The 12,828-nt window shown below is 70.7% G+C and carries 11 protein-coding genes; 5 read left to right on the top strand and 6 right to left on the bottom strand.

Annotated elements, in window-relative coordinates; genetic code table 11:
* Window positions 1–9: 9 nt before the first annotated feature.
* From AB0M67_RS21550 to AB0M67_RS21540, 3 genes are all read right to left on the bottom strand, one after another.
* A complete protein-coding gene (locus AB0M67_RS21550; RefSeq protein ID WP_365747879.1) occupies window positions 10–1,452 on the bottom strand; it encodes an MFS transporter in 1,443 nt (480 codons plus the stop codon).
* Between the two features lie 386 nt (window positions 1,453–1,838).
* Window positions 1,839–2,849: a zinc-binding dehydrogenase gene (locus AB0M67_RS21545; RefSeq protein WP_365747669.1), complete on the bottom strand. Its 1,011-nt coding sequence runs from the start codon at window positions 2,847–2,849 to the stop codon at window positions 1,839–1,841.
* A gap of 148 nt (window positions 2,850–2,997) precedes the next feature.
* Entirely contained in the window at window positions 2,998–4,179 is a 1,182-nt protein-coding gene (locus AB0M67_RS21540; RefSeq protein WP_365747667.1) for an FAD-dependent oxidoreductase, read from the bottom strand.
* A 105-nt stretch (window positions 4,180–4,284) separates the two neighbouring features.
* On the opposite strand from AB0M67_RS21540, the gene AB0M67_RS21535 reads away from it, so the two are divergent.
* Window positions 4,285–4,995, top strand: coding sequence for a pentapeptide repeat-containing protein (locus tag AB0M67_RS21535; RefSeq protein ID WP_365747665.1), 711 nt, complete (start codon window positions 4,285–4,287; stop codon window positions 4,993–4,995).
* A 364-nt stretch (window positions 4,996–5,359) separates the two neighbouring features.
* On the opposite strand, the gene AB0M67_RS21530 is transcribed toward AB0M67_RS21535, so the two are convergent.
* Entirely contained in the window at window positions 5,360–5,857 is a 498-nt protein-coding gene (locus AB0M67_RS21530; protein WP_365747663.1) for a hypothetical protein, read from the bottom strand.
* A gap of 195 nt (window positions 5,858–6,052) precedes the next feature.
* Here AB0M67_RS21530 and AB0M67_RS21525 point away from each other — a divergent pair, with 195 nt between their 5' ends.
* Window positions 6,053–7,456: a M1 family metallopeptidase gene (locus AB0M67_RS21525; RefSeq protein ID WP_365747661.1), complete on the top strand. Its 1,404-nt coding sequence runs from the start codon at window positions 6,053–6,055 to the stop codon at window positions 7,454–7,456.
* 119 nt (window positions 7,457–7,575) lie between these two features.
* Here AB0M67_RS21525 and AB0M67_RS21520 read toward each other — a convergent pair whose 3' ends face one another.
* The gene (locus tag AB0M67_RS21520) at window positions 7,576–8,151 is read right to left on the bottom strand and encodes a TerD family protein (protein ID WP_249952186.1); all 576 of its coding nucleotides are present in this window, start codon (window positions 8,149–8,151) and stop codon (window positions 7,576–7,578) included.
* A 179-nt stretch (window positions 8,152–8,330) separates the two neighbouring features.
* On the opposite strand from AB0M67_RS21520, the gene arfB reads away from it, so the two are divergent.
* Window positions 8,331–8,762: an alternative ribosome rescue aminoacyl-tRNA hydrolase ArfB gene (arfB, locus tag AB0M67_RS21515; RefSeq protein WP_249952185.1), complete on the top strand. Its 432-nt coding sequence runs from the start codon at window positions 8,331–8,333 to the stop codon at window positions 8,760–8,762.
* A 138-nt stretch (window positions 8,763–8,900) separates the two neighbouring features.
* Here arfB and AB0M67_RS21510 read toward each other — a convergent pair whose 3' ends face one another.
* The gene (locus tag AB0M67_RS21510; RefSeq protein ID WP_365747659.1) at window positions 8,901–9,488 is read right to left on the bottom strand and encodes a flavin reductase family protein; all 588 of its coding nucleotides are present in this window, start codon (window positions 9,486–9,488) and stop codon (window positions 8,901–8,903) included.
* A 336-nt stretch (window positions 9,489–9,824) separates the two neighbouring features.
* On the opposite strand from AB0M67_RS21510, the gene cdgB reads away from it, so the two are divergent.
* Window positions 9,825–11,546, top strand: coding sequence for a diguanylate cyclase CdgB (gene cdgB / locus AB0M67_RS21505; RefSeq protein ID WP_365747657.1), 1,722 nt, complete (start codon window positions 9,825–9,827; stop codon window positions 11,544–11,546).
* A 201-nt stretch (window positions 11,547–11,747) separates the two neighbouring features.
* Window positions 11,748–12,791 carry a CBM35 domain-containing protein gene (locus tag AB0M67_RS21500; RefSeq protein ID WP_365747655.1) on the top strand — a complete coding sequence of 348 codons (1,044 nt, stop codon included), beginning with the start codon at window positions 11,748–11,750 and terminating at the stop codon, window positions 12,789–12,791.
* The last annotated feature ends 37 nt before the right edge of the window (window positions 12,792–12,828 follow it).

The following is a 12,828-nucleotide window of genomic DNA, read 5'->3' as shown; positions in this document are numbered from 1 at the left end:
AGGGCGCGGTCAGACGGCCTGCGCCCGCGCTGCCTCGGCCGCCTCCCGGCTGCGCGGTGAACCACCGTTGACGAGCAGTACGGCGATCACCGCGGCGCCCACCAGAATGATGGCCGCCCAGGCCATCGCGACGGTGAAGCCGTGCACGGTGCCGGTGTTGACGATCTCGGCCTTCTGCGCCGGTGTGAGCCCTCCCCTCGGCGCCGCCCGCCGCTCCGCCGCGGTGAGATGGGTCGCCAGGTATGTCGCCGTGGCGGTCGTCGCGAGCGTGTTGAGCAGCGCCGTACCGATGGATCCGCCGATCTGCTGCGCCGTGTTGACGGTGGCGGAGCTGACCCCGGCGTCCTTCGGCGCGACGCCGGTGGTCGCGGTGGAGATGGCGGGCATGAAGGTCAGCCCCAGGCCCAGGCCGAGCAGCAGCGTGCCGGGCAGGATGTGGGAGGGGTAGCTGGAGTGGGTGTCGATGAAGGTCAGCGTGTACAGCCCGGCTGCCGCGAGCAGCAGTCCCGGGCCGAGCAGCAGCCGCGGCGGTACGTAGGGCAGCAGCCGGGCGGAGATCTGGGTGGATCCGACGACGATCGCGGTGGTCAGCGGCAGAAAGGCGAGACCGGTTCTGAGCGGTGAGTAGCCGAGGATGTTCTGCAGGAAGTACGTCATGAACAGAAACGCCCCGAACAGCCCGATGGTCGTCAGACACATGGTGAGCACCGAGCCGCCGCGGTTGCGGTCGCGGATGATGTGCGGGGGCAGCAGTGGGCCGGGGCCGCGGGACTGCCACCACGCGAAGACACAGAGCAGTGCGAGCCCGCCGCTGAGCAGACCCAGGACGAGCGGGGCGGTCCAGCCGCGTGCCTCGGCCTCGCTGAGCCCGTATACGAGGGCGACGAGCCCGCCGCAGCCGAGGACGACGCCGGGGATGTCGAGGTGGGCTCCCCGGCTGCCCGCGCGGTCGCTGAGGAGGGTGAGCGCGCCGACGACGGCGATCACGGCGATCGGGACGTTGACGTAGAGGCACCAGCGCCAGCTGAGGAATTCGGTGAGGACACCGCCGACGAGCAGACCGATGGCGGAGCCCGCGCCCGCGATGGCGCTGAAGATCCCGAACGCCTTGGCACGCTCGTTGCCACCGGTGAACGTGGTGGTGAGCAGCGAGAGCGCGGACGGGGCGAGGAGCGCGGCGAAGACGCCCTGGAGCGCGCGGGAGGCGAAGAGCATTTCGGGGCCGGTGGACGCGCCGCCGATCGCGGAGGCCGCGGCGAAGCCGATCAGCCCGACGATGAAGGTGCGTTTGCGGCCGACGAGGTCGGCGATCCGGCCGCCGAGCAGCAGGAGACCGCCGAAGGCGAGGGTGTAGGCGGTGATCACCCACTGCCGGTTGCCGTTGGTGAGGCCGAGTTCGCGCTGGGCGGAGGGCAGGGCGATGTTCACGATGGTGGCGTCGAGCACGACCATGAGCTGGGCCGTCGCGATGACGGCCAGGGCCCACCAGCGGTGGGTGTCGACGGCGGCGCCGGGCTCCGGGCGGGGCCGCGGGTCCGGCCTCGGGGGCGGCTGTGTGCCGGATGCCGGCGGGTCACTCATCGAGATCGTCCCTCACGGTGAATCTCTGGCGGATCGCCCCCCACGAACTGCGCCGAACCTCTGCACAGAACACTCAGGACACCATGAATCGGTGGTCTTCGCTTCTCACGACCTTCGGATGAGGCGAGGGGGCGTGAGGGGGTGTGAGGGGGCGCGGAGGGTGCCGCACCGGCGCTGGACCCCCGTCCCGGCGCCGGTGCGGAGTCCCTGCCCCCGCTTGTCACGGTTACGGCTCTGCTCGTTTTTACGGCTCGTTGCTACGGCTCCAGGACGACCTTGCCCATCGTTCCCCGGGTCTCCAGCGCCCGGTGGGCCCACGCCGCGTTCGCCAGCGGGAAGCGCTGTACGGCGGGGCGCAGCCGGCCGGCGGCGGCCTCGGCGAGTGAGCGTTCTTCGAGCGCGCGGACGTCGCCGCCCGCCTTGGCGATCATCACCGGCCCGAGGACGGACTCGGAGGTGATACCGCGCTCCGTCAGTTCCTCGTCCGTGAAGGTCAGCGGCTTTCCGTCGTGCAGCCCCTCGCCGGACCAGCCGAAGACGATGTGCTTGCCGCCCTTGCCGAGGAGGTCGACGGCGGCGAGCCCGGTCGCCCCGCCGACGGAGTCGAAGAGCACGGTCGCGCGCCGGTCGCCCAGTCGGTCGCGCAGCTGGCCGCGGACCCGCTCGGGCCAGTCGGGGCGGGTGTAGTCGACGGCGAGATCGGCGCCGTTCGCGGCGACTCGCGTGACCTTCGCCGCGCCGCCCGCCAGGCCGATGACGGTGGCGCCGGCGTTCTTCGCGTACTGGACGAGGAGCGTGCCGATGCCGCCCGCCGCCGCCGGTACGAGGACGATGTCGTCCGGGCCGAGGTCCGTGAACTGGAGGATGCCCATGGTCGTGCGGCCCGTGCCGATCATGGCGACGGCCTCGGCCGCGTCGAGCCCGGCCGGGATCTCGTGGAGCCGGGCCGTGTCGGTGACGGCCAGTTCCGCGTAACCGCCGGGGACCATCCCGAGATGGGCGACGACGCGCTTGCCGAGCCAGCCCGCGTCCACGCCCTCGCCGAGCGACTCGACCGTACCGGCGACCTCGCGGCCGGGGATGGTGGGCAGTTCGGCGGGGGCGGGGTACGGGCCCCGCATGCCCTCGCGCAGGGCGGTGTCGAGGAGATGGACTCCGGCCGCGGCGACGGCGATCCGGACCTGGCCGGGGGCTGGTACGGGGTCCTCGGTCACCTCGTGGACAAGGTTCTCGGCGGGGCCGAAGGCATGGAGGCGGATGGCGTGCATGGCGGGCTCCCAGGGGTTGTCCGGTGTACGAAGCGGTCCGGCGCACGGCGTGGTCCGGTGGACGAAGCGGTCCGGCGCACGGCGTGGTCCGGTGGACGAAGTGGTCCGGCGTACGGGGAACAGCCAACGACCTCAAGCATGCTTGAGGTCAAGCGATGCCGGACCTCCGCTTCTTGAGCGCCGAGAGCTGCTGGACGGCCAGCGCCGCCGCGCCGATCCCGCTGTTGAACGACACCTCCGCGAGCACCCCGGGCGCCGCGACCTGGTCTCCCGCGAGGAAGACGCCCTGGCCACGGTCGATACGGGGCCGGTCCCGCCAAGTGGTGCCCGGCGGATCGAGGGCGCCGGTACGGCCGGTCGCGAGGGACTCGCGCCGCCAGGCCGTACGCGTACGCCAGCCGGGAAACCCCAGGTCGAGCAGGTTCTCGGCGCGGGCGATGCCATCGGCCTTGGACTCGGCGGGGCCGACCGGGAAGTGCCCCTGGAGCAGTTGCTCACCGTTCGGGGCCAGGGACGGATCCTGCGCGGTGAACCGTTCGAGCCAGCCCGGCGCGTCAAGGTCCGAGACGATGAACGGGTCGCCCTCGCGTGTACGCAGCGCGAGATCGAGCAGTGCGGTACGGCCGCCGGTCCAGCGCAGACCGTCGTCCTTGAGAAGGCGGCGGGCCGCTTCCAGGGAGGTCGCGACGATCACGGGGGTGTCCTCGGGGAGGCTCTCGATCCGTACGGCTGTCTCGATCCGTACGCCCAGCATCCGGGCGTGCGCGGCCATCCGTTCGGTCAACCGGCCCCAGCCGCCGATCGGGTAGCGGGCCTCGGGCGGCAGGGCGGCGGTGCGCCTCAGCCGCTCCTGGACGAAGGCGGCGGAGAGCGTGCCGGGGTCGTGGTGGAAGAGGGCGACGGCGGTGTAGTGCGCGGCGGCGCGCGCGATATCGGGGCCGGCCAGCTCCGCGGCCCAGGTCATGAAGTCGATGTCCACCGGGGCGGTTTCGGCCTTCCGGCGGGCGAGGGTGAACACCCCGAGGGGCGGGGTCCTGCGCAGGGCGCCGCCCCGGTGGAAGCGGAAACGGTGGCTCTCGCGCAGGGGCGGGGTCGCCGTCGGACCGAGGAGATCGCGCCGTCGCAGCCAGGCCCAGTGCGGTCCGCGGCTGTAGACGGCGTGCGGCCCGTCGTTGGCCGCGTACGGGCCCTCGGTGGTGCGGCCCCGGCCGCCGAGGGTGCGGTGGGCCTCGTACAGGGTGACGGCGGCGCCCGACTCGGCGGCGCTGATGGCGGCGGTGAGTCCGGCGAAGCCCCCGCCGATGACGGTGACGCGATGGCTGGGATTCATGGTCTGTGTCTCTCTCCTTCGCTCGCTCTCTCACCGGTGTGACGGGAACTGGACAGCTGGATGTGACATCGGCGCGTTGTCAGTGCTGTACGTCACCATGGGGGCATGGCACGGAGAGCGACGAGGACCGGCGCGGGCGGGGCGAGCGGCGCGGGTGGCGGCGAGGGCAGGGTCCCGGCGGCGCGGCGGGCGGAGGTACGGCTGCCGCCGCTGAGTCCGTACGGCGGCGGGCTCGAACCGGACGGCGATTACGACGGGCTGGAGTTCAAGGACCTCGACCTGTCGGGCCAGGAGGGGCCAGGCTCGCGGTTCATCGACTGCGCGGTGAGGGACTGCGGGCTGGATGAGACGGCGCTGGGGCGGGCGCGTTTCATCGATTCCGTACTGAGCGGTGTCCGGGGGGTGGGCACGGATCTGTCCGGGGCGTCGCTGCGCGATGTGGAGGTGGTGGACGCACGGCTGGGCGGGACACAGCTGCATGGGGCCGTGCTGGAGCGGGTGCTGATCCGGGGCGGGAAGATCGACTATCTGAACGTCCGGAAGGCCCGGCTGAAGGATGTGGTGTTCGAGGGCGTCGTCCTGTCCGAACCGGACTTCGGGGGAGCGGAGCTGGTACGGGTCGAGTTCCGGGACTGTGTGCTCAGACGGGCCGATCTGAGCGGTGCGCGGATGAAGGACGTCGACCTGCGGACGGTCGCCGAGCTGGATATCGCGCGGGGCCTGGACCGGCTGGCGGGGGCGGTCATCAGCTCGGCGCAACTGCTGCATCTGGCACCGGCGTTCGCGGCGCAGATCGGGGTGCGGGTGGAGGACTGACGCGGGGGATCACGCGGAGGACTGACGCGGAGGACTGACGCCGGGGATCACGCGGACGGCTGACGCGGAGGACTGACGCCGGGGACAGACGCCGAGGACTGACGTGAGGGACCGATGAGGCCCGTCCTTCGAAGGCCCCGACCCTGGGGGGATGGGGTCGGGGCCTTCGTGGTGCTCCAGAGGCACGGCCTTGTGTGGGGGGAGGAAACGGTCGCCCGATTCCCGGCTGTGCCCCGGCAGAACCTCGTCTGCCCGGTGCCGGGGGATGTACGCCTGCCGATCCGGGAATCGATGGGTGGGGTCTGTGACCGTGTTGTGGGGGCTGTGAGGTGGGAGACGCGAGGGGCGGCCCCGCCCGGGGTGGTCAGCCGCGGGGGAAGCGGGACTGGAGATCCCAGATGATCGGGTTGTCGGCCAGGCCCCCGTGCATATCGGCGAGATCCGCGATCAGATCGTGCAGGAAGTCGCGCGCCTCACGGCGCAGCAGCCGATGGCTGAAGGTGAGCGGCGGCTCGTCACCAGGCATCCAGTCGGCCTCCACATCGACCCAGCCGAAGCGCCGCTGGAAGAGCATGCGGTCGGTGGACTCGGTGAAGTCGAGCTCGGCGTACTGAGGCTTGGCCGCGCGGCTGCCGCGCGGATCGCGGTCGAGCTGCTCCACGATGTCGCACAGCGCCCAGGCGAAGTCGAGCACCGGTACCCATCCCCAGGCTGTGGACACCTCGCGGTCCGCGTGGGTGTCCGCGAGATAGACATCCCCGCAGAACAGGTCGTGCCGCAGCGCCCGGACGTCCGCGAGGCGGTAATCGGTCTGCGGGGGATCGGGAAAGCGCCGGGAGAGGGAGTAGCCGATGTCGAGCACGGGCCCGATGGTGTCACGGCCGTCCCGGCGGACCCGTGGGGTGGTCGCTCATACGTTCCCCGACGAGCGGCTCGCTCAGCTGTACGACGTCCGAACCCGTGGGGCGGGCCGGGCGACGACATGTTCTATTCCGGCCCGGGTCAGCTGCCATCGGCCTGACCGGCGAGTTCCCGCCGTCCGTCCTACGATCACCGGGTGTACTCGCGCCCGGCACTCCGCCTCGCCTCCGCCCCCGCACTCCCCGTCGCTCTCGTCCTCGCCCTCGTTCTCGGCGGCTGTGGACCGGGCAGCGGCGTGCACGGCAAGCCCGGCGCCGCCGGCCTGCGCGATCCCTACTTCGCTCGGATCGGCAACGGCGGGTACGACGTCCAGCACTATGGTCTGACGCTCGACTACGCGCCGGACACCGGCCGGCTCAACGGCACCGCCGAGATCACCGCCCGCGCCACCCATGACCTCAGCGCCTTCAACCTCGATCTCGTCGGACTGACGGTGGACTCCGTGACCGTCGACGGCGAGAAGACCGCCTTCCACCACTCCGGTACGGAACTGACGCTGCGCCCCGGCGACGACCTCCGCCGGGGCGCCACCTTCCGTACGGTCGTCCGTTACTCCGGCGTACCGCGGCGCATCACCGACCCCGACGCATCGGAGGAGGGCTGGCTCCGGAGCGGGGAGCGCGCGGTCGCGCTGGGGGAGCCGACCGGCTCGATGGCGTGGTTCCCGGGCAACCACCACCCGAGCGACAAGGCGGCGTACGACATCCGGATCACCGTGCCCGAGGGGCTGACGGCCGTCTCCAACGGTGAACTGCGCAAGGAGCGCACAACGGACGGGCGCACGTCCTTCGACTGGCACTCGGCGGAGCCGATGGCGAGCTATGTGGCCATGGTCGCCATCGGTCCGTACAAGACGCGGACGACCGACGGGACGAAGGGGGCGGTGCCCGTCTACACGGCGGTCGACCCGACCGCCGCCAAGAGCGGCGCACGGCTTCTCAAGGAGCTCCCCCGGATCGTGAAGTGGCAGGAGAAGACCTTCGGGCCGTACCCCTTCTCCTCCACCGGTGTCGTCATCGGACGGCCGGGCGACTCCGGGTACGCCCTGGAGACCCAGAACAGGCCCTTCCTCCCCGGCCCCACCAGCGTCGCGACACTGGTCCACGAGATGGCCCACCAGTGGTTCGGCAACTCGGTGACCCCCAAGTCCTGGCAGGACATGTGGCTCAGCGAGGGCTTCGCGAAGTACACGGAGTGGCTCTGGACGGAACACACCGAGCGCGTACCGGTCCGTCAGAGCTTCGTCGACGCGTACGACGCCGACGCGAACTGGGCGTTCCCGCCGGCGCACCCGCCCGCCGCGGTGAACATCTCCGACCCGCCGGTGTACGGACGCGGCGCCATGGTGCTCCAGCGCGTACGGGAGACCGTGGGCGACGCCGCCTTCTTCCGCATCGTGCGCGGCTGGGCCCGGACGTACCGTCACGGCAACGCCGACACCCATGACTTCACGACGTACGTGGAACGGGAGGCGGGGCGGGATCTCGGGGATCTGTGGGACACGTGGCTGTACGGGGAGGAGAAGCCTTCGCTGGAGTAGTGGGGTGGGGGGACGGTGGTTGGTTGTCGGGTGCGGGTGCGAACCCGCACCCGCGCCCGCACAGGCCGGTGGGCCCCAGCCGAAGCCGGGGCCCACCCGTCACCGCGTCGGTGTTCGTGTCAGAGGTTGACGCCGAAGTCCGTGGCGATGCCCACGAGACCCGAGGCGTAGCCCTGGCCGACCGCGCGGAACTTCCACTCCGCGCCGTTGCGGTACAGCTCGCCGAAGACCATCGCGGTCTCGGTGGCGGCGTCCTCGCTCAGGTCGTAGCGGGCGATCTCGGTGCCGCCGGCCTGGTTGACGATGCGGATGTACGCGTTCCGCACCTGGCCGAAGTTCTGGCTGCGGGTCTCGGCGTCGTAGATCGAGACCGGGAAGACGATCTTGTCGACGTCGGCCGGCAGACCCGCCAGGTTGACGTTGATCGCCTCGTCGTCGCCCTCGCCCTCACCCGTGCGGTTGTCACCCGTGTGGACGATCGTCTGGTCCGGCGTCGACTTGTTGTTGAAGAAGACGAAGTGGCTGTCGGAGACAACCTTTCCGCCCCCGTTCACCGCGATCGCCGAGGCGTCGAGGTCGAAGTCGGTGCCGGTGGTGGTACGGACGTCCCAGCCGAGGCCGACCGTGACGGCGGTCAGGCCCGGTGCCTCCTTGGTGAGCGAGACGTTGCCGCCCTTGGACAGGCTTACAGCCATGGGGATGTCCCTTTCGTTGTCAGTGCGGGCTTCGAGTCGTCCCGAAGCTACCGTCACCCGACATAACGTGGGCAGAGGTCCAGGAGGTTCCGCACCCCTTTACTTTCTTTACCCGAGAGGGGGCGCGAGCCCCGGAAAAGAGGGTGACGGAAGCGGGCGGGACACGGGACCATAGGGGCATGTCCGGACACGCTCATGTCATCCGTGGTTCGGTCTCCCTGCCGGAGGCCGAACTGATGTGGCGTTTCTCAAGGTCCTCCGGACCCGGCGGACAGCACGTCAACACCAGTGACTCGAAGGCGGAACTGCGCTTCGATCTCGCGAAGACGGAAGCGCTGCCGCCGGTGTGGAAGGAACGCGCGCTGGAACGGCTCGCGGACCGGCTGGTGGACGGCGTGATCACCGTACGCGCGTCGGAGCACCGCTCCCAGTGGCGCAACCGCGAGACCGCGGCCGTACGGCTCGCCTCCCTGCTGGCGGAGGCGACGGCCCCGCCGCCGCGCCCGCGCAGGAAGACGAAGATCCCACGCGGCATCAACGAACGCCGGCTGCGCGAGAAGAAGCAGCGCGCCGAGACGAAGCGCGGCCGTACCGGCCGCGACTGGACCTAGGCCCTGTCTGACAAATCCCGCCTGCGCGTACGGCCCGGTGCGAGTACCGACCGCCGGTCAGCAGCGCCGCTCCGGGCCCCGGGCCGTCCGTACGTAAGCCACGTAGGCCACGTAAGCCACGTAGGCCACATGGGAAGGCTACGAACCCAGCTGCCGATAGCGTCCCTTGAAATACATCAGCGGCCCGCCCTCCGCGCTCGGCAGCTCCGCCGTCAGCACCCGGCCGATGACCAGCGTGTGGTCGCCCGCCTCGATCCGCTGCTCCGTACGGCACTCCAGCATCGCCAGCGATCCCCCGATCAGCAGCGCGCCGCTCACCTCGCCCCGGCGGTAAGGGATGTCCTCGAACAGCAGCCGGTCGCTGATCCGGCCCTTCATCGCGAACCGGCCGGCGACATGCCGCTGGCTCTCGGAGAGCAAGGAGGCCGCCCACAGCGGCTGTTCGAGGAGCAGGTCGTCCATGCGGGAGCCGTTGCGCACGCTGACCAGTACCAGCGGGGGGTCCAGTGAGACCGACATGAAGGCGGTCGCCGTCATCCCGGCGTCCTCGCCGCGCGGTCCGGTGGCGCTCAAAGGGGGCTCGTGCGCTGTCACCAGCACCACTCCCGAGGCCAGCCGGGCGAGGGCGGCGCGGAACTCTTCGTTGCTCACCCCTTCAGGATGGGGGATGGCGCCGAGGGCGTCGGTACGGATGTCAGGGGTCGTTCGGGGCACAGATTGGGGCACAGAGGAGACGCTAGCCCGTGCCATTCCCACCCGCATCGGGCCAGGGGACCAGCCCGGTCCTAGGACCATGTGCGTCACAGGAGCGTCCGCCCCGCCACCCCGCCCCGTCACCTTGGCCCGCCACCCCTCCGAATTTGCGTTCAAGAAAGTTGGGGAGCGCTCTCACCAGGTCATCCATCCCCTCATCAGGTCATGTGACTTGACTCACAGAGTGGGGTAATTGTTGACCCTGTGTACCGAGCGCGCAGCTCCCTGTGATTCAGTGGCGAGGCCAGTGCAGGACGAGAGCCGATGAGAATCCTGGAGTTGCTGTCGAGGTCTCGGGGAGAGCGAGCAATGGAGACCGAGTCGGAGCCGTATGTCCGTCTTGCGACCCTGCGGCAGTTGCATGAGGCCGTCGCCGAACTCAACACCGCCCGCAGCCTCGCGGACACCCTGCAGACCGTGGCCGACGGTGTCGTCACCGGGCTCGGGTACGAACTGGCCTGCGTCAATGTCGTCCAGGCCGACGGTGACCTCGTCGTCGCCGCTTTCGCCGGGAGCGCCGCCGCCGAAGCCCTGATCACCGGCCGTGTCGGCTCCCGGGCCTCCTGGGAGCGGCGGCTGCTGATGGGTGAGAGCTGGGGCGAGCTGCGCTTCATACCGCACACCGAGGGCTGGGTCCTGCTGGAGGACGACGTCCCGCAGTGGTACACCGAGGGCCCCGATCCCCGCTTCGAGGACGAGTGGCACCCGCAGGACCGGCTCTACGCCCCGATGTACGGATCCGGCGGCGGGAGCGAGCTGCTCGGCGTCATCTCCGTCGACCGGCCGCGTGGCGGGCGCCGACCGGGCCCCTGGGGGCAGGAAGCGCTCCAGATGTACGCGTCCCAGGCCGCCATTGCGATCAGTAACGCTCGGCTCCGAGCAAATATGCAGCGCGCGCTGGTCCGGCTCGAACGGGAGCAGCAGGCGCTGCGGGCCAGTGAGGAATCCTTCCGCCAGGCGTTCGAGTACGCACCCAGCGGGATGGCCATCGCCGAGATGGGCGGGGACCAGCACGGCCGGCTGCTGCGGACCAATGACGCCCTCTGCCGGCTGCTGGGCCGCCCCGCCTCCGCGATGCGCCGCCACTCGTTCTCCGATCTGGTCCACCCCGAGGACATCGGGACCCTGCTGCGCACCTCCGCCGAGGGTGGCCGCGCCGAACTGCGGCTGCTGCGGCGCGACGGCACCTACGTCTGGGTCTCGCTGCGCAACTCCGTGGTCGCCGACACCGCCGACGGCCCGCGCTTCCTGCTCACCCACGTCGAGGACATCGAGGAGCGCAAGAGCCGCGAGCTCCAGCTCGCGCACCGCGCCTCGCACGACTCGCTCACCGGCCTGCCGAACAGCGCCGAGCTGCGCTCCCGTCTCAGCGCCCGGCTCTGTTCGCGGCCCCACGCGATGCGGGAGACCGCGGTCGAGGCGCTGGACGCGGCGTACGGCGGGTACGAGGGCACCGTCCTGTACGAGCCCGGATACGACGCGTACGACGGCTATGACGGCTATGACCAGTACGAGGAGCGCGGCGGCAGGCAGGGCGGCGGACGCTCGGTCGTGCCCGCGGTCGGCGGGGTGCCCCTCGACCACCATGTGCACATGGTCGCGCCCAATGACGACCCCGAGGCCGATGACGGCACGAAGGGCCTGGCGGTCCTCTTCTGCGACCTCGACGGCTTCAAGTCCATCAACGACCGGTTCGGGCACAACACCGGCGACGCGGTGCTGATCGAGGTCGCGCGCCGGCTGACCACCGGCGTACGGGACGGGGACACCGTCGCGCGCCTCGGGGGTGACGAATTCGTCGTTCTCGCGGACGGACTCGGTTCGGCGGACGCCGCCGATCTCGCCGTACGGCTGCGGAACGCGATCATTCCGCCGATCAGGGTCGACGGCCGGGCGGTCCGGGTCGGGGCGAGCTTCGGTATCAGCTGGGCGAGCTGCGGGATGTCGGTTGAGGAAGTACTGCAATCCGCTGACCAGCGGATGTATATCGAAAAGCGGTCGCGCAGCAAGGTTCACCGGCGTGCTGGGTAGGCGCTCCGCGACGGGTCTTCCGGACGTGTCGGGAAGGTTCACACAGCCGTTCGGGACAGTGCTGGGACATGTCTGCGATCCGTTGTTCACCCACGGGTCGCAGACTGGCTGCCACCCGTCAAGGCCCGTCCGTGGCCTTGCCCATTCGAGGTAGGCTCGGCCGGTCGGCGACGCTGGCGAGATGGTAAGGAGTGACCAGGGATGACGGCCGGGAACAACGGCGCGAGCACGCCCGAGGACGACGATCCGTTCGGCTATCTGTACGAGGACGGACAGGCGGCGGGTGCCAATCAGCGACGCCAAGGCGGCTACGGCTACCCCGGTCCGGCCGCGCAGCCCGGCGTGCCCAGGACTTCGTACAACCAGGTCAGGACGGTCGGCGAGCGCCAGTACGGTCAGCAGCAGGCGGTCCCGCCGCAGCAGGCGCCGTACGGTCAGCAGCCGCAGTACGGCCAGGCTCCCTACGGTCAGCAGGCGCCCCAGGGCCAGGCTCCCTACGGTCAGGCGCCGTACGGCCAGCAGCAGAACCCGCACTACGCGGCCCCCGAGACCCACCCCGGCGGTGCCACCACCCGCCAGGTGCCGGCCCAGCGGGGCGGCGGACGCGGCAGTGGCCCCAACACCAAGGGCCTGCTGATCGGCGCGATCGCCGTCGTCGCGGTGGTCGTGATCGGTATCACGGCCGCGCTGCTCACCAACGGCGACGACAAGAACAACAACGCCGACGTGCCACCGACCGGCGGCACGGCCCCCTCGGCCGACCAGTCGCAGCAGCCCTCCGGCGAGGCGAGCGACAAGGGCGACACGTCGCCCGACGGGATCGGCCTCCCCAAGCAGGACGCGGCGACCCTCAAGCTGGGCCCGCCCGCGGTCCTCGCGACGGACATCGACGGCGCCCAGGGCACCAACGGGTCGTATGTGACCGGCTTCAACGCCGTCGGGGCGTCGGTGACCTGGACCGCCGACATCGAGGAGGCCGGCTCCTACGCGCTGTCCGTGCGCTACGCCATACCCGCCAAGGACGCCAACGCCACCCTGACCGTCAACGGCAAGGCGAACAACTCCCCCCTCGGGCTGAAGAACTTCATCAGCTCCAACGACCCCGACTGGGCGAAGAACTGGCAGACCACGTGGGCGCCGGTCGAGCTCAAGAAGGGCAAGAACACCCTCAAGATCTCCTGCGAGCAGGGCAATCAGTGCGATGCCATCCTCGACTGGCTGGAGGTCACGCCCCCCAAGGGGTAGTCCCCCAAGGGGTAGTCCCCCGAGGGGTACTCCCCGA

Source organism: Streptomyces sp. NPDC051662 (assembly GCF_040681655.1).
Taxonomy (GTDB): Bacteria; Actinomycetota; Actinomycetes; order Streptomycetales; family Streptomycetaceae; genus Streptomyces.
The sequence above is the reverse complement of the archived record's forward strand: the minus strand, read 5'-3'. Positions and strand labels throughout refer to the sequence as shown.